Annotated in this window: 22 protein-coding genes; 6 read left to right on the top strand and 16 right to left on the bottom strand. The window is 65.6% G+C overall.

The features are described 5' to 3' along the window. Positions 1-21: 21 nt before the first annotated feature. Genes I6N89_RS18545 through I6N89_RS18535 form a run of 3 tightly spaced genes read right to left on the bottom strand, consistent with a single transcriptional unit; the run spans position 22 to position 3,045 of the window. A complete protein-coding gene (locus I6N89_RS18545; RefSeq protein ID WP_207020003.1) occupies positions 22-1,149 on the bottom strand; it encodes a C4-dicarboxylate TRAP transporter substrate-binding protein in 1,128 nt (375 codons plus the stop codon). Between the two features lie 37 nt (positions 1,150-1,186). Then, entirely contained in the window at positions 1,187-2,494 is a 1,308-nt protein-coding gene (locus I6N89_RS18540; protein ID WP_207020002.1) for a TRAP transporter large permease, read from the bottom strand. Continuing rightward, a complete protein-coding gene (locus I6N89_RS18535; protein ID WP_207020001.1) occupies positions 2,494-3,045 on the bottom strand; it encodes a TRAP transporter small permease in 552 nt (183 codons plus the stop codon). The genes I6N89_RS18540 and I6N89_RS18535 overlap by 1 nt, the downstream gene beginning before the upstream one ends. 252 nt (positions 3,046-3,297) lie before the next feature. On the opposite strand from I6N89_RS18535, the gene I6N89_RS18530 reads away from it, so the two are divergent. Further along, positions 3,298-3,453 (top strand): RSP_7527 family protein, encoded by a 156-nt coding sequence (locus tag I6N89_RS18530; protein ID WP_156876479.1) that lies wholly within the window; start codon positions 3,298-3,300, stop codon positions 3,451-3,453. 264 nt (positions 3,454-3,717) lie between these two features. On the opposite strand, the gene I6N89_RS18525 is transcribed toward I6N89_RS18530, so the two are convergent. From I6N89_RS18525 to I6N89_RS18485, 9 genes are all read right to left on the bottom strand, one after another. Beyond that, on the bottom strand, positions 3,718-4,038 hold the full coding sequence (locus I6N89_RS18525) for a carboxymuconolactone decarboxylase family protein (RefSeq protein ID WP_076706187.1): 321 nt from the start codon (positions 4,036-4,038) through the stop codon (positions 3,718-3,720). A 68-nt stretch (positions 4,039-4,106) separates the two neighbouring features. Beyond that, positions 4,107-5,519 (bottom strand): aldehyde dehydrogenase family protein, encoded by a 1,413-nt coding sequence (locus I6N89_RS18520; RefSeq protein ID WP_207020000.1) that lies wholly within the window; start codon positions 5,517-5,519, stop codon positions 4,107-4,109. Between the two features lie 28 nt (positions 5,520-5,547). Further along, a complete protein-coding gene (locus I6N89_RS18515) occupies positions 5,548-6,579 on the bottom strand; it encodes a zinc-dependent alcohol dehydrogenase family protein (RefSeq protein ID WP_207019999.1) in 1,032 nt (343 codons plus the stop codon). Positions 6,580-6,715: 136 nt separating this feature from the next. Next, positions 6,716-8,218, bottom strand: coding sequence for a sugar ABC transporter ATP-binding protein (locus tag I6N89_RS18510; protein WP_207019998.1), 1,503 nt, complete (start codon positions 8,216-8,218; stop codon positions 6,716-6,718). Then, a complete protein-coding gene (locus tag I6N89_RS18505; RefSeq protein WP_207019997.1) occupies positions 8,218-9,318 on the bottom strand; it encodes a hypothetical protein in 1,101 nt (366 codons plus the stop codon). Before I6N89_RS18505 ends, I6N89_RS18510 begins: the two co-directional genes overlap by 1 nt. Next, complete coding sequence (locus I6N89_RS18500) at positions 9,315-11,432, bottom strand: ABC transporter permease (RefSeq protein ID WP_207019996.1); 2,118 nt, start codon at positions 11,430-11,432, stop codon at positions 9,315-9,317. Before I6N89_RS18500 ends, I6N89_RS18505 begins: the two co-directional genes overlap by 4 nt. Before the next feature lie 22 nt (positions 11,433-11,454). After that, complete coding sequence (locus I6N89_RS18495) at positions 11,455-12,462, bottom strand: sugar ABC transporter substrate-binding protein (protein ID WP_207019995.1); 1,008 nt, start codon at positions 12,460-12,462, stop codon at positions 11,455-11,457. A 43-nt stretch (positions 12,463-12,505) separates the two neighbouring features. Then, entirely contained in the window at positions 12,506-13,522 is a 1,017-nt protein-coding gene (locus I6N89_RS18490; RefSeq protein WP_207019994.1) for an ABC transporter permease, read from the bottom strand. Positions 13,523-13,564: 42 nt separating this feature from the next. Continuing rightward, positions 13,565-14,440, bottom strand: coding sequence for an SDR family NAD(P)-dependent oxidoreductase (locus tag I6N89_RS18485; RefSeq protein WP_207019993.1), 876 nt, complete (start codon positions 14,438-14,440; stop codon positions 13,565-13,567). Positions 14,441-14,731: 291 nt separating this feature from the next. On the opposite strand from I6N89_RS18485, the gene I6N89_RS18480 reads away from it, so the two are divergent. Together I6N89_RS18480 and I6N89_RS18475 are read left to right on the top strand one after the other, a co-directional pair. Continuing rightward, entirely contained in the window at positions 14,732-15,514 is a 783-nt protein-coding gene (locus tag I6N89_RS18480) for an IclR family transcriptional regulator domain-containing protein (RefSeq protein WP_207019992.1), read from the top strand. Between the two features lie 185 nt (positions 15,515-15,699). Then, positions 15,700-16,437 carry a GntR family transcriptional regulator gene (locus tag I6N89_RS18475; RefSeq protein WP_207019991.1) on the top strand — a complete coding sequence of 246 codons (738 nt, stop codon included), beginning with the start codon at positions 15,700-15,702 and terminating at the stop codon, positions 16,435-16,437. 10 nt (positions 16,438-16,447) lie between these two features. Here I6N89_RS18475 and I6N89_RS18470 read toward each other — a convergent pair whose 3' ends face one another. Together I6N89_RS18470 and I6N89_RS18465 are read right to left on the bottom strand one after the other, a co-directional pair. Next, a complete protein-coding gene (locus tag I6N89_RS18470; RefSeq protein ID WP_207019990.1) occupies positions 16,448-17,812 on the bottom strand; it encodes an MmgE/PrpD family protein in 1,365 nt (454 codons plus the stop codon). Between the two features lie 6 nt (positions 17,813-17,818). Beyond that, positions 17,819-18,559, bottom strand: coding sequence for a lactate utilization protein (locus I6N89_RS18465; protein ID WP_207019989.1), 741 nt, complete (start codon positions 18,557-18,559; stop codon positions 17,819-17,821). Positions 18,560-18,945: 386 nt separating this feature from the next. Here I6N89_RS18465 and I6N89_RS18460 point away from each other — a divergent pair, with 386 nt between their 5' ends. The 3 genes from I6N89_RS18460 (at position 18,946) to I6N89_RS18450 (ending at position 21,668) form a co-directional block, all read left to right on the top strand. Then, entirely contained in the window at positions 18,946-19,944 is a 999-nt protein-coding gene (locus tag I6N89_RS18460) for an ABC transporter substrate-binding protein (protein WP_207019988.1), read from the top strand. A 133-nt stretch (positions 19,945-20,077) separates the two neighbouring features. Beyond that, positions 20,078-20,899: an ABC transporter ATP-binding protein gene (locus I6N89_RS18455; protein WP_207019987.1), complete on the top strand. Its 822-nt coding sequence runs from the start codon at positions 20,078-20,080 to the stop codon at positions 20,897-20,899. 1 nt (position 20,900) lies between these two features. Further along, positions 20,901-21,668, top strand: coding sequence for an ABC transporter permease (locus tag I6N89_RS18450; protein WP_207019986.1), 768 nt, complete (start codon positions 20,901-20,903; stop codon positions 21,666-21,668). Between the two features lie 594 nt (positions 21,669-22,262). Here the strand turns inward: I6N89_RS18450 and I6N89_RS18445 are convergent. Next, the gene (locus I6N89_RS18445; RefSeq protein WP_207019985.1) at positions 22,263-23,351 is read right to left on the bottom strand and encodes a ParB/RepB/Spo0J family partition protein; all 1,089 of its coding nucleotides are present in this window, start codon (positions 23,349-23,351) and stop codon (positions 22,263-22,265) included. Further along, positions 23,348-24,652 (bottom strand): AAA family ATPase, encoded by a 1,305-nt coding sequence (locus I6N89_RS18440; protein WP_207019984.1) that lies wholly within the window; start codon positions 24,650-24,652, stop codon positions 23,348-23,350. Before I6N89_RS18440 ends, I6N89_RS18445 begins: the two co-directional genes overlap by 4 nt. Positions 24,653-24,703: the final 51 nt, after the last annotated feature.

The raw sequence follows: 24,703 nt of genomic DNA, 5'->3' as shown, positions 1-24,703 counted from the left end.
TTCGCGCGCAATCCCGCGCGGTCAGTCGAGCCCGTAGGTCTCGACGTCGATCCTGTCGAAGATCTCCCGGTCGAGCAGCGCCGTCACCGCGTCGAGATCGGTGGTATCGACCTCCGCCAGCAGGCCCTTCCACTTGTCCATGGCCGCGACCATGTCGTCGATGAGCTGGGTCGGGTCGTCGATGCCGCGCTTGTCCATCTCGGATTGCGCGAGCTTCGCGATGAAGGCCTCGTTGAACTCCGCCAGCGCAGCCGTATCCGCCTCACTCGGTTCGTTCAGCGCAACCCCGGCGGCCTCTGCCGCCTCCCAGGCCTGATCGACCTTGGCCTGATAGCCGATCATCGAACGGGCGGTGGCGCGCGACAGCGCCTTGAACATGGTGCGGCGTTCCTCGGGCGTGCGCTCGGCCCAGAAATCCTCGTTCATGTAGTAACCGCCGGTGGCGTTCGAGCCGAGCGGCAGCCGGTAGACCGATTGCGCCACTTCGTTGAGCTTGAAGTAGTCGGTCAGGAACAGCGCGTCGCCAAAGGCGCAATCGAGAGAGCCGCGCTGGATGCCTGTATAGATCTCGCTTGCCGGCACGCTGACCGGAACGGCGCCGTACTGGGTGGCGAACTCGATCTGCGTGGCCGAGCTGGTGCGCACCTTGCGGCCGTCGAGATCGGCGACAGAGCTCATGTCGAAGGAGCAGATCGGATAGTAGATCCCGATGGAAAAGCTGGTGACGAACACCAGATCGTGCCCCCGGATCTCCTTTTGCATCTGTTCGTTGAAAAAACCGACCTCGGTCTTGGCAAAGGCCAGCGCGAGCTGATCGTCGGCGGCAAAGGAGAGATCCGCCGTCACCGCATCCACCGGCATGTCGGAGGGGATATAGGCAGCGGTGATATTGGCGAGCTGCGCCACGCCCGAGGCGATGCCCGGCAGGGTGCCGTCCGCCGGCAGCAGCACGCCGCCCGGGAAGATCTCGAAGTCGATCTCTCCGCCCGTTGCCTCGCGCACCTGATCGGCGAAATCGTTCAGGAACACGTCATTGGGCGAGCCCGACACGTTCCATGTCGCCGCGCGGAATGTCTCGGCGGCGGCGGGCAATGCGCCGGCCCCCAGCCCGATGGCCGCCGTCGCGGCCAGGATCGTTCTCAACCTCATTTTTTCCTCCCTGAGTTGAGCATCGAAAGCGGTGTCGTCACTTCATGATCCCGGGCAAAAACAGCGTGATGATCGGGAACAGGATCAGCAGGGTCAGCGTCACCAGATCGGTCAGGATGAACCAGGCGGCGCCGCGGAACACATCGACCAGCGAGACCGCCGACCCCAGCGCGCTGCGGATGACATAGACGTTCAGCCCCACCGGCGGGGTGATCATGCCGATCTCCAGCAGCTTGATGGCGATGATGCCGAACCAGACCATATCCACGCCCAGCCCGTTCAGGATCGGCTGGATGATCGGGATGGTCAGCAGCATGATCGACACGCTGTCCACGAACATCCCCAGCAGCACGTAAAGCAGCGCGATCATCACGATGATGGCGATGGTCGAATCCACATGTTCGAGCATCAGCCCCGACAGCGCGTTGGGCAGCGAGGACAGCCCCATGAACACCGCGAACATCGTCGCCCCGATGGCGATGATAAAGATCGAGGCGGTGCCCTCGGCGGTCTCGATCAGCGCACGGACCACCGCCTTTCGGGTGAGCGAGCGGCGCAGGAGCGCGATCAGCACCGCCAGCCCCGCGCCGATGGCGCCCGCCTCGGTGGGCGAAAAGATCCCGGTAAAGATGCCACCCAGCACGCCGAGGATCAGCGCCGGCAGCGGCCAGATATCGCGCAGCGCCGCCCATTTCTCCTCGCGCGTATGGGTGGTGTCGTTGACCGGCGCCAGCGTCGGGTCGAGATAGGAGCGGATGGTGATCATGGTGATATAGGCCACCGCCGAGAGCACCCCCGGCACCACGCCCGCCACGAACAGCGCGCCGATCGAGGTATCGGTGAAGATGCCGTAGAGGATCAGCAGAATGCTCGGCGGAATGAGCGAGCCCAGCGTCCCCGCCGCCGCGACCGAGCCGGTGGCGAGCGAGGATTTGTAGTTGGATTTCAGCATCTCCGGCACCGCGATGCGCGAGAAGGCGGCGGCGGTGGCGACGCTCGATCCGCTGGCCGAGGCAAAGAGCGCCGAGGCCACCACGGTCGCCGAGGCCAGCCCGCCCGGCACCCGCCCCAGCACGATGCGCGCGCTGGCGAAAAGCCCGTTGGTCAGCCCCGCCTGCGCCGCGATATAGCCCATCAGCAGGAACATCGGCACGGCGCTCAGGCTCCATTGCGCGATGAAATTGGCCGGGATCGCGGTGAGGATGCCCCAGGCCGCGCCCATATTGGTGATCGCCGCGATGCCGCCGAAGGCGACGATGCCCAGCACCACCCCCACCTGCATGCGCAATGCGATCAGGATCAGCGCGACGACGATGCCCGCAATGCCGATTTCCAGCCGGTCCATCAGATCGCCTCCTTGCCGGTCTGGCCACCATCGAGCGGCACGGTATGGGTGGTCACAACTTCCCAGTCGCTGCGGATCAGCGTCTGGGCGAGGCGCAGCAGGCTCATCGCCGCCACGAGCCAGAGCCCGATGGGAAGGAAGAAGGTCGCCGGCCAGATATAAACGACGATCTGGCCGTCGATATATTCCTGCTTGTCATAGGATTTCAGCGCGTCCAGCGACGACTGATAGGCCAGCAGCGAGAAAAAACTCATCTGCCCGACATAGGACAGCGCCACCATCGCCCGCCGCCAGCCCGGCGCGAACATGTTGTAGAACAGATCCACCGCGATACCGCTGTTGCGCAGCTCGACAAAGGCCAGCGGCAGAAAGACGGCGGCCAGCATGTAATAGCGCGCGACGATCTCGGCGGTGCCGGGGATCGGCTTGTTGAGGAAATACTTCATCGCGACGTCGAGGCAGACATGCACCGCCATCGCGAGCAGAAACGCCCCGGCGGCCCATACCAGCAACCGGGCCGCCACCCCCAGTATCCGCTCAAGCAATGCCATGCGTGCCCCTCCCTGCATGCGCGTGTTCCGAACGGGCTTGGGGCGCTTCCCCCTGAACCTTCGGAAACAATTTCTTACCGATGTCGTGGATATGATCGCAAAAGCTATGCCAACGAAGGCATTGGCGCTCGAATGTCGTGAAAACGCCCGTCCAAGCCATGCTGCAACTGCAAAGCGGGCTTGCCGACAAGCGGTCTACTGATCCCCCCGAGGATGCACTAACTTCCCTCTATCTTGCTGAAAGGAAAGATTATGACGTCCGAATATACCGATGCTGCAACTGCACAACTGGTGCGCGCCGCCAAACTCGAACGCAGCCAAGCTGTCGCCTCGGCCCTGCGTGGTTTCGGCCAGTCTGTACGCGCCCTGTTCAAGCGCGCGCCCTTTGGGAAATCCCAGCATATCTGAGTTTGCCGCTACGGCCGTGCGGCCGTGGCAAGCGATGCAGGGTAAGATCCGCCTCCCTCTGGATCTGGCACGGCCCTGCAACGATTCCGCCCGCTCCGTATCTGCCCCCTGGGCGATACCGGGCATGGCGGGCTCTTTCTCATCCGATATCCCACAAACCGGATCGCAGCGCGCAACAGCGGCGCCGGGCGTTTCTGCGCGCCTGCCACACGCGTCGCACACATTGTGTCCTCAGACCGAGACACGCGCCTGACACGCCGCCGCTCAGCCCGTCTCTTTTTCGAAAATCGGCATCCCGGCCTTGGCCGCGTTCACACCGCAGGGCCAGCCGCCGTAGAAGGCCACCTGCACTACCAGCCCGCGCAGCTCGTCGGCGGTGACGCCGTTCTCGACCGCGACGCCCATGTGATGGCGCAGCTCCTCGTTCTTGCCGAGCGCCGCCAGCACCGCGCAGGTCACAAGGCTGCGGTCGCGGGGGCTGAGCTCGGGCTGTTTCCAGACATCGTTATAAAGCACCTCGTCGCGCAGCCGCCCGAATTGCGGCACCGCCTCATAGATCCCCGCATTGCTGTTCCGATCTGCCATGCCATGGCCCCCCTGCCCTGCTGCGATGAAAAAGGCCCGGCCGGATCTCCCGGCCGGGCCGTCCTGTCTCAGAACCCGATGATCGCTTTGACCTCGAGATATTCCTCCATCCCGTAGGCGCCCATCTCGCGGCCATTGCCGGATTTCTTGTAACCGCCCATCGGCGCCGCCGTATTCGCCGCCGCACCGTCATAGAACACCCGGCCCGCGCGGATCTTGCGGCAGACATCGAGCGCGCGCTCGCGGTCCTTGCCGAAGACATAGCCGCCCAGCCCGTAGCTGGTGTCATTGGCGATGGCGATGGCCTCTTCCACGGTCTTGTAGGTGATGACCGAGGTGACCATGCCAAAGATCTCTTCATTGGCGATGGTGTTCTCGGTGGTCACCGAAAAGATCGTCGGCTGGATATAGAACCCCTTGTCGAGCCCCTCGGGGCGGCCCGGACCGCCGCAGACCAGCCGCGCGCCCTCGTCGATGGCCGACTGGATATAGCCCTGGATGCGCTCGTATTGCGCGCGGTTCACCACCGGGCCATGGGTCGTCTCCGGGTCGTTGGGATCGCCGACCTTCAGCGTCGCCACCGCATCGGCGAGATAGCCCAGCACCTCTTCGAGATGATCCTCCTGCACCAGGATCCGCGTCGGCGAATGGCAGGACTGGCCGCTATTGGAATAGCCACGCTTGACGTTGTAATCCGCCGCCGCCTTCAGATCGGCATCGGGCAGGATGATATTGGCCGATTTGCCGCCCAGCTCCTGCGCCACGCGCTTGACCGAGGGCGCCGCCGCCGCCGCCACCAGAACGCCCGCGCGGGTCGAGCCGGTGAAGGAGACCACGTCGATATCCTCATGCGCCGAGATCGCGTTGCCGACGCCGGGCCCGTCGCCGTTCACCAGGTTGAAGGCCCCGGCGGGCACACCCGCCTCGTCCACCACCTCGGCCAGCAGCAGCGAGCTGACGGGGGTGAATTCCGAGGGTTTCAGCACCACCGGGCAACCGGCGGCAAAGGCCGAGGAGAGCTTGTTGCAGGCAAGCTGCACCGGCCAGTTCCACGGCGTGATGAGCCCGGCCACGCCGATGGGCTCGTGGCGGATGATATTGATGCCCTCCTGCACCTCGAACTCGTAATCCCTGAGCGAGGTCACCGCCTGTTTCATCGAGGCGAGCCCCGCGCCGACCTGCGCCCGGAGCGAGACCGGCGCGCCCATCTCTTCGGTGAGCGCCGCCATGATGTCGTCTTCGCGCTTCTGATAGACCGCGATGATGGTCTCCAGCAGCTCGATCCGCTCCGCCTTGGTCATCTCGCTGAAGCTCGGGAACACCCGGCGCGCGGCGGCGACCGCGCGGTCGACATCCGCCGGCGAGCCGAGCGCCACGGTGGCATAGACCTCTTCGGTCGCCGGGTTCACCAGCTCGAAGGGGCGGCTCTCGATCGGGTCGACCCAGGCGCCGTCGATATAGAATTTTCCGTAATGTCTCATGTCGTCTCCTGATCCTTCCTGGCGTGCGTCAGTCGAAGACGAACACGCCCTTGCCGATCTTTTGCTGGTCGAACAGCTCATAGGCCTCATGGGCCTGATCGAGCCGGAATTCATGGGTAAAGAGCTTTTCCAGGTCGATGCCGCGCTGCACCACCCATTGGGCGCAATCGTCCATCATATTCTTGGAGAAGGTCAGCGAGCCCAGCACGGTTTTCTGAAGCTGGATGATCTCCTGCGTGCTGAAGGAGATATCGCCATAGGCGCCGACCATGCAGGCAGTGCCCCAGCGCTTGACGCACTGAATGGCCTGCCGCCGCGCATCCGGGTTGGAGCTGCATTCGATGGATTTCGTCGCGCCCTCGCCGCGCACGGTCAGCGCGCGGATCGCCTCGACCGGGTCTTCCTTGAGCGGGTTAACCACGAAATCGGCGCCGAAACTCTTCGCCATCTGCAAGCGTTCCTCGCCGATATCCAGCGCGATCACCCGCGCGCCGAACTCCTTGGCAAAGATCGTCGCGGCAAGCCCCACCGGCCCCTGCCCGAAAATCGCAACCGTGTCGTCGCCGCAGAGATCCACGCGCTTGACCGCCCCATAGGCGGTGCCCGCCCCGCAGGAAATCGCCGCCCCGGCCTTGAAGGACAGCCCGTCCGGCATCTGGATCGCCGTATGCGCCGGCACCTTCATGAACTGCGCATGCGCGCCGTGGCCGTTCGGCCCGCCATAGATCACCTTGGCGTTGGGGCAAAGCTGGGTCCAGCCGGATCGGCAATACTGGCACACCCGGCATCCGTCGTAATGGTGGATCATCACCCGGTCGCCGACGCTCGCCTCCTGCGGATGCACCGCCTCGCCCACCGCCGAGACCACGCCGCAGGGCTCGTGCCCCTCGATAAAGATCTTGTCCTCGGTCCGCCGGCAGGGCTCGCGCAGGTGGTGCAGGTCGGTGCCGCACATGCCCGAGGCCTTCATGGTGATGACGATCTCGTCCGGCCCCGGCTCGGGATCGGGAAACTCCCGGATCTCCAGCTCGCCCTGCCCCAAAATGACAACGCCCTTCATGCGACACTCCTCCGGTCGTTGGGCCGCCCCGCGAACATGCGATTGCGGCCCTGAATTTCACCAAACCGCCCCTTTGGGGCGGGCTTGTCGGTCAAGACGCAAAATACATGCCAAAGTCATACATATCCGCAGAGGGTCAATGCACCGCCGCGTACATGATGCTTTGCTCGGTCGCCTCCGCTGCGCTCATCTCCTCCACGATCTGCCCCTGACGCGCGACAAGGATACGGTCCGACAGCGACAGGATCTCCGGCAAATAGGACGAGATCAACACCACCGCGATCCCCTCATCCGCCAGCTTGTTGATCAGGGTGTGAATCTCCACGATGGAGCCCACATCCACCCCGCGCGTCGGCTCGTCGAACACCACCAGACGCGGTTTCTGCACCAGCGATTTGGCAATCACCACCTTCTGCTGGTTGCCGCCCGACAGCTCGATCACCTTGGAGGACGGGTTGATCGCGCGAATGTCCAGCGCCTTGGTCCACTCCTCCGCCAGATCCTGCGCCTGCGACATCGACACGACCGAGGCCGGGTTCGAGCCCGCCGCCAGCTTGCCCACCATGATATTGTCGCGGATCGACATGGTTTCGAAGAACCCGTCGAGCTTGCGGTCCTCGGTGACATAGACGATGCCGTCGCGCATCGCCGGGCGCGGCACGCGGTAGCGCACGGGCTTGCCGTTCAGCCGCACCTCGCCGCCGTGAAAGACATTCCGCTTCAGCGCGCCGCAGACGATCTTCATCGTTTCGGTCCGGCCCGAGCCGATCAGCCCGAACATGCCCGTGACCTGCCCGTCATAGATCGAAAAGGACGAATTGCGCACCACCTTGCCCATCGACAGGTTGTCGACGCTGAGGATCTTGCTGCGCGAGGTGCGGATCGGCAGCTCCACCCCCTTGCGCGCGCCATACAGCTCGTCCGACAGCCCGCGCCCCACCATGGCCTGAATCACCGTGTCGCGGGTGAAGTCGGACACCGCGCCCTCGGCCACCTTCTGGCCGTCGCGCAGCACCGTCAGCCGGTCGGAATGGGTCAGCGCCTCTTCCAGCGCGTGGGTGATAAAGAGGATCGAGGCGCCCTTCTCCTTCAGCCGTTTCACCAGCCCGAAGAAATGGTGTTTCTCCTCGGGCGTCAGCGTTGCCGTGGGCTCGTCGAAGATGATGACCTTGGCGTCATGATGCGTGGCGCGCGCCACCTCGACCATCTGCCGCTGCGCCGCCCCCAGCGAACTGACCAGCGCCGTCGGCTCGACGTCGAAATTCATCGACAGCAGATAGGTCTGGGCGCGGATATTGAGCCCGCGCAGCCGGTTGAGGAATTTCTCCTCACCCAGATAGATGTTCTGCGCCACGGTCATGGAGCCCACGAGGTTGGTCTCCTGAAACACCATGGCGATGCCCTGCTTGAGCGCGTCCGAGGGCGAGGAAAACGTGACCGGCCTGCCGTCGAGATAGATCTCGCCGGCGCTGAGCTGATGCACGCCCGCGAGCGATTTCATCAGCGTCGATTTGCCCGCGCCGTTCTCGCCGAGGATCGCATGCACCTCGCCGCGACCGAGCTTCAGGTCGATGTCGCGAATGGCATAGACGCCGCGGAAATCCTTGGTGGCGCCCTTCAGCTCCAGAACCGTATCCATCAGACGACCTCCCCGGTGATCGTGACCTCGTCCATCAGCAAGAGCTCCCCCGGCCCCTTCGCCGCGACCGCCAGCCGCCCGCCATGTTCGCAGACCGAGGTGACGCCGTGGCGGGTGCCATCGGCGCGGCTGTGCCAGCTCGCCACCGGCTGGAAGTCGGCGTCGAGCCGCACCACCAGCCCGTAGGACCAGACCGGCGCCCAGGGTTTCAGGAGGCCCATCTGTTTCACCGCGCCGCCCTGCAACGGCTCGCGGTAACTGTCGCCCGAGCTGAGCGCCGGGGCGATCCAGAACTCCGGCGCCACCTGCGCGGTCATGTCCTGACGGAACCGGGTTTCGCGCAGCACGAATTCCACAAGCTGGTTGCGCGGCGCAAAGACCGCCATCCAGTAGCCGGAGCCGTGAGCGGGCGCGAGCCGCGCCGGGTAGCCAGGGAGATTGGCCAGAACCGGCGTGACCGCGCCCGCCCCGCTCTTGCCCAGCCGCACGAGGCGGTGCCGCCAGGCTTCGCTGACCACGATCCCGTCGCCATCAGCCGCCAGCCCATAGGGGAAGCCCATCCCCCAGGCCAGACAGTCTTCGGACCCGGAACCGAGATCCACGCGCCAGACACTGCCGCTCTGCCCCAGCGCCATCAGGTCGCGTTTCCATTCGGTGCAGGCATGCTGCTCTGACCCCACCGCCACGATCAGCGTATCGGGGCCGGCAAACAGCGCCGCCGTGGGGCAGATGAGCTTTGCCCCGCCCAGGGCCTCGATGCGCCGACCGTCATGCGCGCCGCCGCGCAGCACGATGCCCGCCCCGTCGAGCCCGACAGCCAGCGCCCCGGCGCCGTCGCTCGCCAGACAGGCGATATCGGCCTCGAAGCTGGCGATTTCTTCAGCGGTGCCCCCGGCGGCGCGCATCAGCCGCGCGCCGGAGGAGAAGCCAAGGGCACCGCCCAGGTCGACGAGGTTGTCCACCCCGTCGGCATTCAGAAACAGCTCGGCATGATCGAGCGCGTGGTTGGGCTGGAGCGGCCCGTCCATCACCGGCACCGAGGTGCTGTGCGCGCCGCGCCCGAGAAACGCGTCGATGCGGTTGCGAAAGGCTGCGATCATTGCTTCGCCCCCCAGTAATCCACCGGGCTCGACCAGGTCGGATCGGCGCCGGGGATCTTCCAGCGACCAACGCGGTTGTTGCTGACCCCGCCGATGACAAGATGACCCTCATGCTCCTTGCAGGAGGTGACCATCGGGTGATTGACCCCGCCCTTGTCCCAGAGCGATTCCAGCACCTCGCCGGTCGCGCTGATCTTGATGATGCAGCCGGTGTTGATGTTGGGATAGATCCAGTTCGCCGGCGCGATCCGCCGAGTCATCCGGCGGCGCAGGCCGGGCCGCGTCATCATCATGTCGAGCGCCGGGCCGCGCATGCCGACAAGGCAGACCCAGTAATTGCCGTCACTGGCGCGGTTGATATTGTCGGGATAGCCCGGCAGCCCGTCGAGCACGATCTCCACCTGACCCTTCTTCTTGCCGTCATACCAGTAGCGGCAGATGCGGCAGGCCCAGGTCTCGTTGAAGAGCAGAGACTCGCCGTCCGGCAGGCAGACGATCCCGTTGGGGAAGATGCGGTTCTTCAGCACCGTCTTTGTCGACTTGTCGCGCGGGTCGTAACAGATGATCCGCCCGTTGCCGCGGCTCTCGATCATGTCCACCGGCCAGTCATGCACCGTGTAGCGGATCGACGCCTCGGAAAAGAACACCCGCCCGTCCGGCGCGATGTCCAGATCGTCGGCCAGCCGGATCCGGCTGTCGTCGATCACCGAGGTCAGGCTGCGGCTGGTCTCATCCGTCAGCTTCACCACCTCGCGCTCGGGCGTCACCATATAGAGCCCCATGCCGCCGACGCAGACCACGAGGTTATCGTCCTTGTCGAAGTTCATCCCGAAGGTGCCGCCGCCGATATGGGCGAAAATCTCGTGCCGGGTGAAATCGGGGGCCAGCCAGCGGTGAATCTCGCCATGGCGCGAGCCGGAATAGATATTGCCGGCGCGGTCCACCGCCACATCCTCGGGGCCTTCGACCTCGCCCAGACCGATGGTCTGCACATCGCGCAGCTTGTCGTTGACCGCATATACCGGGTTCTCGGCGGCGTTCACGCTCTCGGTCAGCTTGATATAGGCAGGCGAGACATACGAGCTGTCGATGAGCTTCTGCCGGTTCTTGACCCAGCGCACATCCAGCCACACCGCAAGCAGCAGCACCACACCGAGGATCAGCGCCGAGACGGTGCCGATGACGCCCAGTTGCAGCAGCCCGTTGGTCAGGATCAGCACGATCACCGACCCGATCAGCGCCTTGGCCACCGAGCCGCGCCCGCCGCCCAGCGTCGTGCCGCCGAGGATCACCGCCGTCAGCACCGAGATCTCCATGCCCAGCCCGGTATCGGTGCCCACGCTGGTCAGCCGCGCGGCAAAGAGCGTCGCGGCGGCGGCCACCATCATGCCGCAGAACACGTAAGTCAGGCAGACCACCAGCCGCACATTGATGCCGGCGTTATGCGCCGAGCGCCGCGCCCCGCCCACGGCGGCGATGTGCCAGCCGGGCCGCGAGCGCGACAGCACCACATGCCAGATCAGCGCGATCAGCGCCGAGAGGAAGAACGCATAGGGCAGCCCGAGGAAGGAGCCGAAACCCAGCTCGTCCCAGACCACCGAGTCCGGCATGCCCAGCACGATCTGGGTGGCGAATTTCGGCAGCACCATCTCGTAGATGGAGCGGAACATGACCAGCGTCACGAGGGTGGTCAGGAAGGCCCGCAGCCGCAGATAGCCGATCAGCACGCCGTTGATCGCGCCGCAGACCGCGCCCACGCCCAGCGTGATCCCCACCGCCACCGGCAGCGGCAGGTTGTAGACGTTGAGCGCGGTCAGCACCGTCATCGCGCAGAGCGCAAAGACCGAGCCGATCGACAGGTCGATCCCGCCGGAGATCATCACCAGCGTCAGCGCGATGGCCAGCAGCCCGAACTCGGCGATCTGACCGGCTAGGTCATACATGCCGAAGGCGGTGAACATGCCGGGATTGACGCTGCCGAACACGGCCAGCGTGAGCAGCAGCGCAATGAACGGGATCGCGTTGTCGGTCCAGCGCTTCGACAGCACCTCCCCGACCACATGGTCGGGCAGGAAACGATAGCGAAGCTGAACGAGGGTGTCGGCGGCGGACATGCGGGCCTTCCTTTCGCCAGTCTTACTGGTCTTCGTCGACGGTGAAGCAGGAGGCCGGAGTCAGGCTGTCCTTGGTCACCACGTAGTTCGGGCCGTAATAGACGATCTTCTCCGAGCCGGCCTCGCGCCCGCTTTGCAGCATCGAGGCGACCAGCGTGTTCAGCGCCTGGCCCTGCATGCGCGCGTCGTATTCGATGAACATGTCAAAGCTGCCATCGGCCACCCGGTCGCAGGAGGTCTGGGCGCCGCCGCCCGAAGAGACGACAAAGACCTGTTCGGCCATGCCCGCCTCCTTCACCGCGGCGCCGATGCCCGCATCCTGCCCGTCCCAGATGCCAAAGACGGCACAAAGATCGGGGTTCTGTTGCAGCACCGACGAGGTGATCGCGCGCGCCTTGCTGGGGTCGTAGCCGGCGGATTGCTCCGAGACGATCTCGATGCCGCCGCCGGCTTCCTCCAGCGCGGCGCGGAAGCCGCTCATCTGGAAGAGGTCGACCGGCGCGGTGGGCACGCCGGTCACCACGGCCACCTTGTTCGACGATGCACCATCGGCGCTGCAACGCGCGGCAATGGCCTCGCCGGCGGTGTGGCCGACGCCATACCAGTCGGCGCCGACATAGGCGTCGGACTGGGTCAGGGATTCCATATTCAGCTGAATGATCTTGATGCCCGCCTTGGTGGCGCGCTGGATCAGCCGCGCATAGGCCTGCACATCGGGGTTTTGCAGCACGATCAGATCGGGCTTTTCACCAATCGCCTGGGTCAGCGCCCGCGCGCCGGCCTCGGCGCTCCAGTTCGGATCGCGCACATCGACCGTATAGCCCAGCTCATCCGCCTGCCGTTGCAGGAAGGCGTTCCAGGTCAACACCAGATCGGTGGTCATGCTCATCGGGATATAGACGACGCGCTTGCCCTCGACCGCGCTCAGATAGCTGTCGCGCGAGGCGTTGCTCAGCTCCTGCTGGGCGGCCACGCCGCCGGCGACGGATGCCAGCGCCAGCGCGCCGGCCATGAGATGTTTGAGTTTCATTCCTTACCTCCCGTTGAATGAAAAAACCCGCTTCCCCGCCGCGTCAGATATCGCCCTGCTGCGAGGTCTGTTCGTCGCGCGGATTGGCCACCGTGTCGGCGATGAGCGCCAGCAGCATCACCAGGCTCTTGATGAAGTTCTGCGCGGTCAGCGACAGGTTGAGGATCGTCATGCCGCTGAGCAGCGTGCCCACGAAGAGCGTGCCGACGATCACGTTGCGCACCCCGCCGCGCCCGCCGGACAGGCCGATGCCGCCCAGCACCACCACCAGCAGCACGTCATAGACCAGCGTCGTGTAGGCCAGCCGCGAGTTGATGCCCGAGTTCGAGCCGAGGATGACGATCCCCACCAGATAGGCCACCAGCGCCGTCATCATGTATTGCGCCACGGTGATCGGACGCACCGGCAGCCCGCTCAGCCGCGCCGCCGCCGGGTTGTCGCCCATGGCATAGATCGAGCGGCCGAACCGCGTGTACCGCAGGATCAGATGCATCACGAGCGCCACCGCCGCAAAGACGAGGATGGTGTTGGGAATGCCAAAGCTCGCGCCGAAACCCAGCTCGTTCAGCCAGGTCACGCCCTGCGGCGCATTGTGCGTGTCCTGCTTGAAGAGGAACGGATTGCCGATGCCGAAGATCACCGGCGCCATCGCCAGCGTGGTAAAGATCGGCGGGATCTCGGCAAAGGCGACGATCAGCCCGACGACCATCCCGAAACCCGCAACCAGCAGTCCGCCATAAAACAGCGCCTGCCCGAAGGGCATGCCGTCATTGGCCATCTTCACCGCCCAGACCACGCCGACGACCAGCGTCGAGACCATGGTCAGGTCGACCCCGCGCCCGATGACGACAAGGCTCATCCCCAGCGCCAGCATGCCCAGCACCGAAACGCTGCGCATCAGCGCGATGACATTGCCCGAGGTCAGGAAGTTCGGCAGCAGGATCGAGAACCCCACGAACATCAGCATCGTCAGCAGAAAGACGATGCCCTCCTGACTGAACCGCAGCGAAACGCCCTTTCGCTGCGATCCCCTCGCCTGCTCCCCGGCCTGCACACTCATTCCAGTCTCCTCCCTGTCAGCGCCCCCTGCCCTGCGCCCGCGTCAGAGCGGGCGATGCGTCGAAAAGGACAGCTCCTTCCAGCGCTCCAGCTCGTCGGTCACCTCCTCGATATCCTTGAGGATGGCGGCATGCGCATCGCGGCCCAGCGGCAGGCGGAAGGGCGGCTCCTCGGCATCGGCCACGGCACAGAGCGCCAGGCCGAAAAGCTCCGGATCGTTCGGCTGCTTGCCGTGACGCCGCGCGCTGTAATCGGCGACGGTCTCGGCGACGGGGGCGTAATCCTCGCCCAGCGTGTCGATGTTCTGATCCAGCGAGGCGCCGGCGAAATCGCTGCGGAAGCCGCCCGGCTCGATCACCGTCACGTTGATGCCCAGATGCTTGACCTCGCGCGAGAGCGATTCCGAGTAACCCTCGACGGCGAATTTCGTCGCCGCGTAAAAGCCGAAACCCGGCGTGCCGATGAAACCCGCATAGGAGGAGAGGTTGATCACATGGCCCGAGCGCTGCTTGCGCATGATCGGCAGCACCGCGCGGGTGATCTCGACCAGACCGAAGAAATTCACCTCGAAGAGCGGACGGTACTTGTCGGCGCCCGTGGCCTCGGCCAGCGCCACCAGCCCGTAGCCCGCGTTGTTCACCAGCACGTCGATGCGCCCGAAGGCCTCGACCGCCCGCGCCACCACCGTGCCGACCCTGGCCTGATCGCGGGCATCGAGATGAAAGGCGCGCAGCCGGTCGGGATAGTCCGCCGCCAGATCGTGGACACCGTCCGCCGCGAGGACAGTCACGACGACATTGTCCCCCCGCTCCAGCGCAGTGCGCGCCGTCTGAAAGCCCAGCCCCTTGTCGGCGCCGGTGATCAGCCAGGTTTTCTGCTTGCCTTCCGTCATCTCGCGAACGTCCTTCCCTTGTGTCATGGCCGCCTCCGGGCTTCCGGGGGCGCGCCGCTCGGGAAAAAGGATGCCGGCTCCTCCGGCGGCTCCTCTCCCAAGTTGTGAAATGCCACTTCGCAAAGCCCGTGCCAAGCGCGTCGGCTGCGGTTTCCACAGCGTCGTTTTTTCCGACGCGCGGCGCATCGCCCCCTGACACAAGGCTCTGACGCTTGCTTTATCGGCCATTCCGGGGCAGTGCAGAATTTCCGATAGCGGAGCGGCACGCCGGTTGCGGCCCCTCCGCAAGATCACACAAACCGGAACGAGGCTCTGGGAATGGCGTCTTACAGACAGGTTGTCGCCGTGGAACGCGCGCTTGCGGTGCTGCGCTCGGTCAGCCTGCGCAAGCTGGCGACAATCGCGATGATCCACGAGGATACCGGGATCGACAAGGCCACCATCGTCCGGCTGCTCGAGACGCTGATCACCGAGGGCTATGTCCACCGCACCGAGGACGGCCCGAGCTATGAGGTCACCCGCAAGGTGACCCAGCTCACCAACGGCTATGACCGCCATCGCGAGCTGGGCCGCGTCGGCGGTCTGGTGATGGAGAAATACCGCAAGACGATCACCTGGCCGATGACCTTCGCCGCCTTCGATGGCGACGCGATGGTGATCGTCGAGGCGATCCGCAAGCCGCGCGGGCTGATCGTCAACCGGGTGCCGGGCTACCGCTTCCCGATGCTGACAACCTCCTCCGGGCTCGCCTATCTCTCCGCCGTCACCGATGCCGAACGCGACACCATCCTCGACCATCTCGCAAGCCAGCCCTCCCCCAGCATCTGGGACAGGCGCGCGCAGGACCGCGACGAGGTGCTGCGGGTGCTGGAGACGGTGCGCCAGCAGGGCTATGCCATCAGCGACCGGGCCTATTACAAGGAGCAGCATGACGGTGTGCTCTGGGGCGCCAGCGTGCCGATCCGAGGCCGCGAGGAGACCTATGGCGCCTTCGGGATCATGCTGCTGACCCACGTCCTCCAGCGCGGCGAGGGGCTCGACGAATACCTCCCCGTCATGCACGAGATCGCCGCCGAGGTCGCCGAGGCCATGGACAACTGAGCGGCCCGCGCAAGGGCCCCGGTCGCCGCAGCGCGCACCGACAGGGATAAAGACCATCAATATACCATAAAACCCAACGTCGCGTCTGTCCGGAGGCCTTGACCCCGCCAGGCCGATCCGCCACCAAGGGCGCTGCTTCCGGTCCGCCGGGATCGCGGTATTGGTAGCATCGGAAAAGACACAGTTTGGCCAGATCGACACCAGCGCATCGCAGGATCGCAGAAGAGATCCGACGCAGGATCATCGCCGAGGAATACGAGGGCGACTCCCTGCCGCCGGAGGTCAGGCTGGCCGAGGAATTCGGCGTCAGCCGCCCGACGATCCGCGTGGCGCTTCAGCATCTGGTGAATGACGGGCTGCTTGTGCGCCAGGCCGGCAGCGGCACCCGCATCCTGCGCGACGGGCGCAACGCCTACTGGGCCATCGGCTCGCTCACCGATCTGACCGGCGAATTCCGGCTCGACGAGGTGGTCACCATGTCCGCCCGCCCGATCCCCGCCTCCGAACGCCCGGACATGGCCGAGCTGCTCGGCATCGGCGCGGATCGCAACCTCTATCACATCCACCGCCTGCTCTCGAAGGACGGCTTCGCCTACGGCTATTCGCACATGTATTGCGACCCGTCCCTCGAAGAGAGCATCCCGCGCGAAGAGATCGGCAAATCCTTCTTCATCGACCTGGTGCTGCGCTACAGCCGGCAAATGGCGGTGCGGGTGCAGCAACGAACCGCCGCCATACTGCCCGATGACGAGGCGCGCGCGACGCTGGGCATCGACGAATACAGCCCCGTGCTGGTGTTGCGCCGGACCTATTTCGCCATCGACGACGCGCCGCTGGTGCATATCGACCTGACCTGCCGGGGCGACAAGTTCGAGCAGGTGATCAATCTGGTGCATTCCGGCTGGACACCGCCGGCGCGCTGAGCCTCGCGGCTCAGGCGATCTCCGCCAGACCCAGCGCCTCCACCCCGGTCTCCTCCAGCCGCCAGACCGCGTCCAGCAGCCCCTGCGCCCGCGCGGCCCCGATCACCGGCGTCGCGAGCCCGAGGTATTTCTCCGTCAGCTCCGCATCGCTCAGCGGCGCCTCCGGATCGCCCCGGCGCACCGAGAGCGCGTGTTCCACCGCGCGCCCGTCCGCGAGCACGAGGCGCACCCGCGCCGGGCGCCGCGACGGGAAGGCCGCCGACATCTCCGGATCGCCGCTCAGCGCGCAGCGCGCCATCAGCGCGCGCAGCTCCGGGCTCTGCACCCTCTCCGCCTCGAACGCGTCGATCCCCACCGATCCGTAGACCAGCGCATGGGCGATGACATAGGGCATGCTGAACTTGCATTCATAGGCGCTGCGCGGCGCAAAGCGTTCCGTGGCGTCCAGCGCCGCCTGATAGGTGGTGACCTCCACCGCCGCGACCTCCTCCGCCGCGATCCCGTACTCGGCCCGCAGCGCCAGCACCGCGTCGAGCACCGGGAAGAGATGCCCGCAGCAAGCATAGAGCTTGTGCGTCGGGCTGGCGATCACATAGCGCTCCCCCAGCCCCTCCCGCGCCCGGCTCCAGTCCGCCTCCCCGCCGGCCAGCGCGGCGGCAAAGCCCACCGGCCCGTCGAGGATCGCCATGGCACCGGTGACCCCGGCGGCGGCGGCCTGCGCCGCGCGCACCCCCACGGCGGCGGCGTGGCCGGCATGGATCGGCTTGGTCATGGTCTCCGCCCGGATCGCCTCCTGTAGCCCCGAGGCAAAGCTCGCCGCCGTGGCGATGGCATGGCCGATCTCTTCCGCCCGGCCCGGGCTCAGCAGCATCGCCGCCGCCGTCGCAGCGCCGAGACAGCCCAGCGTCCCGGTGGCGTGGAACAGCTTGCTGTGCGCGGGCTGCACCGCCGCCCCGACCCGTCCCGCCACCTCGTACCCCGCCGCCACGGCGCGCAGGAAAGCGGCACCCGAGGCGCCGCGATCCTCCGCCACCGCCAGGGCTGCGGCCACCGTCGGGCTGCCCGGGTGATACACCGCCTCGCGATAGATATCGTCGAGCTCGGCGGCATGCGAGGCGGTGCCGTTGACCCAGGCCGCCGAGGCCGCAAAGGCAGTGCTGCCGATGCCCACCAGCGCGCTGCGCCCCTGCCCCCGCTCATCCCCCAGCGCCGCCACGAGCTGCGGAGAAGGCGCGTAGCGCGTGCCGGGAAAGATCGCCGCCAGCCAGTCGATCACCGCGCGTTTCGCATGATGCATGAGCGCCGGATCCTGCCAGCGCGCATCTGCCGCGACAAAGCCCGCAAGCTCGCCCAGCACCCCCTCCCCTGCCGTCATGACAGCTCAGATTCCCAGGTTGTCGCCGATCAGGATCACGTTGATCCGGTCGGCCACGCGCGGCAGAGAATTTTCCAGAATGGCGGTATAGTTGCAGATCCGGCGCGGATGATCGCAATCGCTGCACACGCCGGTCTCGGCGCAGGGCAGCCCGCCATACCAGGGCCTGTTGTGCATATCGAGATGGCGCTTGACGTTGACCGGCGCGCAGAACTGCCGGATGCGCCGGAACGCGGCATCAAGATCGTCGACCAGCTTGTTCACGCCGGCCACCAGGATCACCTTGCGCGGCCCGAAAATCATCGGCGCCACCCGGTTGCCGCCGCCATCGGTGCTCATGATCTGCCCGCCGAGCGTGATCGCATTGGCCCCGGTCACATAGACATCGGCGCTGAACACATCGCGCTGAAGCTTGAAATAGAGCTCCTTGTTCTCGTCGTAATCGCCATGGATATTGTTGCCCTGCCCGTCCTTCTCCTGCGGATACATGATCTCGTTCGTGCCCCGCGCCCGCAGCGCCGGCAGAAACCCGAGCTGGTCGAGCGTCACCGAATCCGTGCGAAAGACCGACGCCGCATCGGGGATCAGATCGAGGATCGCCTGCAACGCCGCCGCCCTGGTCGGGGCGTATTGCGCCCGGAAATGCCGCCGCTCCATCGCCGCGATGGCAACCCTCGCGCGCTGCTCGAACACCCATCCGATCGGGTGCGACAGATCGGTTTCATCCACGTTCTGTGCCAGTGCCATAGCCATTTCCTCCTCGCGTAGGGCGCGCCCGTGTCACGGCGAGTGTCCGCCGCGCAGCGCCTTTGCCGCAAGTTGGATTTCCTGCCGCCTCGGGTCAGAAAATACGACCGGACTTATCGTTCAAGTTGGATAATATGTCTCCTCAGTGGCCGCACCGGAGCCATTTCGCATTGCGACAGACCCCGGGGCGCCGCAGAGGAGGAAACAACAGCACCACACGCGCATCGCCCCAAATGGCATGACATTTGCGTAGTGCGTGGCGGAGGACCATCACGAAGATCGCGGGCGGCCAAGGAGAGGCCGGCCCGGGCGGGGAAAGACCCGCATCCGGCATGCCGGATCTCGAGTCGTGTCCTCCGCAGCTGGCAAGAGAGGAGGAGACAATCTTGCATATTTTCAAAAAAGCCATCGCCGTTCTGGCGCTGACTGCGACGGCGGGGATCGCCCAGGCGCAGGAAAAAGTGAGCATCGCCCATTCCACGGAAAGCTTTGCCTTTCTGCCGTTCTTTACCGCGGTCGCCATGGGCACTTTCGAGGAAGCCGGCGTCGATCTGGAGGTGATCCGTACCGGCTCGGGCTCCAAGACCGTCGCGGCGGTGATCGGCGGCAGTGCCGATATCGGCATCGGTTCGGCCACCGGCGTGCTCTATTCGCGCAAGCAGGGGCTCGACAACGTGATGATCGGCGCCGTGCTGACCCAGTACAGCAGCAGCATCGTCTATTCCAAGGACTGGGCGGAAGAGCACAACCTGACGGCGGACTCCTCGCATGAGGACATGCTCGCCGCGATGAAAGGCATCAAGATCGGCACCTCCGGCCCCGGCGGCGGCGATCACATCATCCGCTATTTCGCCGAAGAGGCCGGGCTCGACCCGGACCGCGACATGACCATCGTCTATCTCGGCTCGGATATCGGCGTCTATCAGGCCTCGCTGCAACAGGGCCAGATCGACGGCATCGCGCTATCGGCCCCCACCCCGCAGATAGCTATCCGCGATCAGGGCGCGATCTTTGCCTTCAACACCGGCGCCGGCAAGGTCGCCTCGCTCGACGGCTATCTCTACATCGTCGCCAGCGCCAAGCGCGACTGGATCGAGGATCACCCCGAGGCGCTCGCAAAGGTGCAGGAGGCGCTGCAAATGGCGCTCGACATCCTGCACGACCCCGAGCAAAGCGACATCGCCCGCCAGCGTGTGCACGATGCCTATTACGCGCAGACCGAAGAGAGCCTGTTCAACGCGATCTGGGCCGAGGCGGTCGCCGGGATGCCCGAAAGCACCCAGATCACGCAGGAGCAGGTCGACCGCGTGGTGGCCTTCACCAACACCTTCGAAAAGGAAAACCCGATCGACGACGCGACCGTCGAAGGCGCCTTCCTGCAATAGGCCCCTCCCGGGTCCGGAAAGCCCCGGTGCGCCTCCCGCGCCCGTCCGGACCCGGCGACTTGCAGCCCCCCGAAAAGCCGCGCCCGTCCGGCCATCCCGCCGGGCGTGCCCCAGATGTCACAGGGAGAGAGACGTGACCAGATCCCCCGCCCTCGCCGCCGTGTCCGCGGCCCCGGACCCCGCCACGCGACCGGAAATCATCCGCTACGAGAATGTTGCCAAGGCCTTCGGCGCCCTGCAAGCCGTCACGGATATCAACCTCACCGTCCATGAAGGCGAGTTCATCACCCTTGTCGGCCCCTCAGGCTGCGGCAAGTCCACCCTGCTGAACATGGCCGCCGGGATCTTTGCCCCGACCTCCGGCGCGGTCTCCTATCGCGGCGAAAAGGTCTCTGCCTTCAACCGCAAGGTCGGCTACATGACGCAGAGCGACCATCTGCTGCACTGGCGCACGGTGGCCGGCAATATCGCGGTGCCGCTGGAGATCGCCGGCCTGTCGAAAAAACAGATCCGCGACCGGATCGAGGATCTGCTGGAACTCGTCGGCCTCAAGGGGTTCGGCGACAATTACCCCAACGAGCTCTCGGGCGGCATGCGCAAGCGCTGCGCCCTCGCCCGGCTGCTGGCCTACGACCCGGAAACGCTGCTCTTCGACGAGCCCTTCGCCGCGCTCGATGCGCAGTTGCGGCTCAAGATGCAGGTCGAGGTCCGGCGCATCGCGACGCAGCTCAGGAAATCCATCCTTTTCGTCACCCACGATCTCGACGAGGCGGTGGCGCTGGCCGACCGCTGCGCGATCTTCACCAGCCGCCCCGGCACGATCCGCGAGGTGCTGGACATTCCGCTGCCGCCCGACCGCGACCTGTTCCACCTGCGCCACAACCGCGATTACGTCGATCTCACCGCGCGGCTCTGGGACGAAATGGCCCCCGCGATCTCTGCCGAGGAGCATTGACATGAAACTCATCCTGGCACGGCTCGCCATCCTCGCCGGTATTCTCGGCTTCTGGGAATTCGCCTCCGGTCGGCTGATCGAGCCCTATCTCATCAGCAAGCCCTCGCTGATCTTCACCACCTTCTGGAACTGGGTGATGGACGGGCGGATCTTCTTTCACGCCGGCATCACGGCGATGGAGGCGGTCGCGGGCTTCCTGCTCGGTGCCGCCGTGGGCATGACGCTGGGTATCCTTCTGGGGCGCGCCGAGAAACTGGCCGAGCTGCTGAACCCGTTCATCATGGGGTTCTACAGCATCCCCAAGATCGCGCTGGCGCCGCTCTTCATCATCTGGTTCGGCATCGGGCTGGAGATGAAGGTGCTGCTCACCGCGACCATCGTGTTCTTTCTGGTGTTCCTCAACACCTATACCGGCGTGCGCAGCGTGAGCCCCGAGCTGGTGAATATCCTCAAGCTGATGGGCGCCAACGAACGCCATGTGCTGCGCAAGGTGGTGGTGCCCTCGGCCATCGTCTGGGTCTTTACCGGGCTGCGGCTCTCGGTGCCCTACGCGATGATCGGCGCCATCGTCGGCGAGATGATCGCGGCGAACCGGGGTCTGGGCTATCTGCTCTCGCATTCCTCGGCGCAGTTCAACACGGCGGGGGTGTTCGCGGCGCTGGTGGCGATCATCACGCTTTCGGTGCTGATGAACACCGGCGTCGGCGTGCTGGCGAAATACGCCATGCCCTGGGAAAAGGCGCAGAAGAACCGCGAGGTTTCGATCTGAGCGCACCTCTCTCAGGTGTTCGCGAAACGGGTCCGGCCCTGCCGGGCCCGTTTTCTTTTTGCCTTCGCGAGCGGTGGGCAGATTGCCCACCCTACAGCGTATGCCTGGGTAAGCCACGCCATCCCCTGCCCAAGGTTGGCGATCTGCCTTGTGAATCTTCTACTTTATCCCTGCCAAGCCCGCACAATTTCAACACTTCGCGCTTGCGTCACCAAATCGCCGCGCCGCCCAGTGTAGGGTGGGCAATCTGCCCACCGCTGCGCGAGCCCCCTGCCCTACCCGACAGAAACGACAAAACTTGGCGCCCGAATGCGCTACAAACGGAAAAATATTGCCCTTTCAAAGCATTAAACGCCGTATCTCTCACGCAGGACGAAGAAACACATCGCATTGCACCCTCGGTCCAACGACGAACACCGCATATAGATGCCGAAACGGGCCTCCACCACAATAGGTTGCGCTTCGCTCTATATACAGCATCCACATGGAACTCCTCGTCATCCTCCGTAAATCCATCAATGCTCCCCCTGCCCCAAACGCAAAAAAGGCGCGAGCCACCCGGCCCGCGCCTCCAAAACTCCGCTCAATCAGACCTCAGCTATCCAGCGCTGCCATAAACGCCGCCACCGCCGCCTCCAGCCGGTGCCGGTCGATGCTGGAAAAATCGCGCTCCATCTGCAACTCGACCTTGCCGTCCCGCGCAGCACATCGGACTGTCCCCGCGGGGACAGTGCAGCGCAGCACCGTCTTGGCGGCACTGTCCGCATCGCCCTGCCCCGTACGCCGCTCCGGCTTGCGCTCTGGCTTGGGCTCCGGTTCCGGACCCAGCGCCGCCTGAAGCCGCGCCAGCTCCGCCTCGGCATTGCCCTCGGGCGCCGCGTCCAGCGCCGCGCGCAGCCGCTCGGCAAAGCCGTCCTCCACCCCGATCTGCCGCACCAGATCGAGCCCAAGCTTGCGCGGAATCGCCTCCGGATGCCGCAACTGATCACCAATGGCATCGAGCAGCGTTGCGAAATGCCGGATATAGCTTCGCTTCTGCCGCCCTGCCGAGGCGTAGAGCAGCGCCACCGCCTCCTCGACATCCTCAGCCGCCGTGCCCGGGTCGCGCGCGAAGTTCAGCGCCAGCTGCGCCATCTCCGCAAAGGACACACCGCGCCGCACCAGGTTCTCGTCGACCATGCGGCGATAGAGCCCCTCCAGCGCCTCGCCCGAGGCCACCAGCCCCGCAGGTATCCGCGCAAAAGCCTCGTCGCCGGTCTCCGCGTAAAGCTCGCGGAATGCGGTCAGCCGGCGAAACCCCTGCACCAGCTCGAACCCGTCGCCATCCGGCTCCACCCGGATCGGGTTCGACAAGCCGATCTCGCGGATCGAGTCCTTCAGCTCGCCGATCTCCGGATCGGGCGCGAGGCTGCGGTCGCGGGTCAGCTTGTCGGTGCGGATCGCGTCGAGCGGCACCAGATCGGTGATCAGCCCGGCGCGTTTGAGCCGCACATGCTCATGCGCCAGCCGGTCGTTTTCCTCGCGGATCGCGCGCTCGGCGGCGGCGCGTTCGCGCAGCGCCTCGGCATTCTCGTTGATCGCCGAGGCCATCGGCCCGCGCCGCGCCCCCGAGGATTGCCCGCCGGTATAGGTGCCGTCGGCAGTGCCGGGAAAGTCGATGTCGAAACCGCGTTTCTTGCTCATGCCTCATCCTCCAGCTTGTCCCAGGCCGCCAGCGCGTGGCCGCGGAACTCCTCATAGGCCCGGTCGAAGGATGTGCGCGCGCGGCGCCAGGTCTCGCGCGTCATCTCCCGGTAATCGATCTCGTAGATCGAGCTCAGGAACCGGCCCGACTGCTCCACCGCGCGAGTCATCTCGATCGGGTGCTCGGTGACCCTATCCTCCCAAACCTTCTGAAAGGCTGAACGCATCGCCCGGTGCAGATCGTTGCCCGACTCGTAGCGCGTCAGCAGGAAGCGGATGTCGTAAAACACCTTCGGCAGATGCAGTGTCCCCGCGGGGACAGCGTCCTCGAACCCGCCGAGATCGGCCAGCGCCTCGGAGAGCTGCCCGATGAACGAGGTGGTGGAATCGTACTCCCAATAGCCCGGCCCGGAGGGGATATAGAGCATGTCGGCGGCAAAGACCGCGTTCATGCTCTGATAGCCGATGGCCGGCGGGCAATCGAAGATCACCATGTCATAGGCATCGACCGGCAGCGCATCGAGATAGCGCGACACGGCCGCAAAGAACGACCATTCGGGATTGAGATGCCGGTACTGCGCGCTGGCGAATTCGACAAAGGCGGCATTGGCGCAGGAGGGCACGAGGTCGATGGTGGGCCAGCTCGTCGGCTTGATGAAATCGGCGACGCGCAGGTCGCGCAGCCCCATGCCGGTGATCGCCTCTGGCAGGCGCCGCTGGGGCAGGGCAGAGCCGCTTTCGGCGCCGCGCACGGCCGCGTTCATGCGCTCGGTCTCGCGCACCAGATCGCGCGCCATGATGCCCCAGACCGTATACTCCTCGGTCACATCGCTCAGCCCCATGGAGTGGCTCAGCGTCGCCTGCGGATCGAAATCGACGCAAAGCACGCGGTAACCGTCGAGCGCTGCAGCATGGGCGAAATGCAGCGCCACGGTCGACTTGCCGGCGCCGCCCTTGAAATTGGCGATGGCGGTTCGGAAGGCGCGCTTACCGGCAGGGCGGTGCGGCATCAGGCTCTTGCGGTTCACCTTGAGCCGGCGGCGGATCTCGTTGATCTCCTCAAGCGCATACCAGCGCTGGCGACCGTCCTCTTCCACCAGCCCCTGAGGCAAAGTGGGGTCGGCGGCCATGCGGCCGCGCAGGGTCGACTGGTTCACCTTCAGGATCAGCTCCGCCACCTCCCAGCTCGAAAACCGGCGCAGGGTCTTGGTCATCTCCGGCGAAAAGGTCTGCTGCCGGATGAACCCCTGCATCTTGAGCGACTGGGTCTGCAACCTCGACAGGTCTTCATGTGTAAACATCTTGCCTCCTGTCCCCGCGGGGACGCTTTGCCTGGACGCCCCCGGGGACGG

The sequence above is a fragment of the Salipiger abyssi genome (assembly GCF_017311415.1).
Lineage (GTDB): Bacteria > Pseudomonadota > Alphaproteobacteria > Rhodobacterales > Rhodobacteraceae > Salipiger > Salipiger abyssi_A.
The sequence above is the reverse complement of the archived record's forward strand: the minus strand, read 5'-3'. Positions and strand labels throughout refer to the sequence as shown.

Coding starts and splice junctions, on each gene's coding strand:
- I6N89_RS18505 (WP_207019997.1), bottom strand. CDS start 9,318: ATGATCGCAGCCTTTCGCAACCGCATCGACGCGTTTCTCGGGCGCGGC.
- I6N89_RS18525 (WP_076706187.1), bottom strand. CDS start 4,038: ATGGCAGATCGGAACAGCAATGCGGGGATCTATGAGGCGGTGCCGCAA.
- I6N89_RS18545 (WP_207020003.1), bottom strand. CDS start 1,149: ATGAGGTTGAGAACGATCCTGGCCGCGACGGCGGCCATCGGGCTGGGG.
- I6N89_RS18440 (WP_207019984.1), bottom strand. CDS start 24,652: ATGTTTACACATGAAGACCTGTCGAGGTTGCAGACCCAGTCGCTCAAG.
- I6N89_RS18540 (WP_207020002.1), bottom strand. CDS start 2,494: ATGGACCGGCTGGAAATCGGCATTGCGGGCATCGTCGTCGCGCTGATC.
- I6N89_RS18470 (WP_207019990.1), bottom strand. CDS start 17,812: ATGACGGCAGGGGAGGGGGTGCTGGGCGAGCTTGCGGGCTTTGTCGCG.
- I6N89_RS18500 (WP_207019996.1), bottom strand. CDS start 11,432: ATGTCCGCCGCCGACACCCTCGTTCAGCTTCGCTATCGTTTCCTGCCC.
- I6N89_RS18510 (WP_207019998.1), bottom strand. CDS start 8,218: ATGGATACGGTTCTGGAGCTGAAGGGCGCCACCAAGGATTTCCGCGGC.
- I6N89_RS18515 (WP_207019999.1), bottom strand. CDS start 6,579: ATGAAGGGCGTTGTCATTTTGGGGCAGGGCGAGCTGGAGATCCGGGAG.
- I6N89_RS18465 (WP_207019989.1), bottom strand. CDS start 18,559: ATGGCACTGGCACAGAACGTGGATGAAACCGATCTGTCGCACCCGATC.
- I6N89_RS18450 (WP_207019986.1), top strand. CDS start 20,901: ATGAAACTCATCCTGGCACGGCTCGCCATCCTCGCCGGTATTCTCGGC.
- I6N89_RS18520 (WP_207020000.1), bottom strand. CDS start 5,519: ATGAGACATTACGGAAAATTCTATATCGACGGCGCCTGGGTCGACCCG.
- I6N89_RS18535 (WP_207020001.1), bottom strand. CDS start 3,045: ATGGCATTGCTTGAGCGGATACTGGGGGTGGCGGCCCGGTTGCTGGTA.
- I6N89_RS18490 (WP_207019994.1), bottom strand. CDS start 13,522: ATGAGTGTGCAGGCCGGGGAGCAGGCGAGGGGATCGCAGCGAAAGGGC.
- I6N89_RS18495 (WP_207019995.1), bottom strand. CDS start 12,462: ATGAAACTCAAACATCTCATGGCCGGCGCGCTGGCGCTGGCATCCGTC.
- I6N89_RS18445 (WP_207019985.1), bottom strand. CDS start 23,351: ATGAGCAAGAAACGCGGTTTCGACATCGACTTTCCCGGCACTGCCGAC.
- I6N89_RS18530 (WP_156876479.1), top strand. CDS start 3,298: ATGACGTCCGAATATACCGATGCTGCAACTGCACAACTGGTGCGCGCC.
- I6N89_RS18485 (WP_207019993.1), bottom strand. CDS start 14,440: ATGACACAAGGGAAGGACGTTCGCGAGATGACGGAAGGCAAGCAGAAA.
- I6N89_RS18480 (WP_207019992.1), top strand. CDS start 14,732: ATGGCGTCTTACAGACAGGTTGTCGCCGTGGAACGCGCGCTTGCGGTG.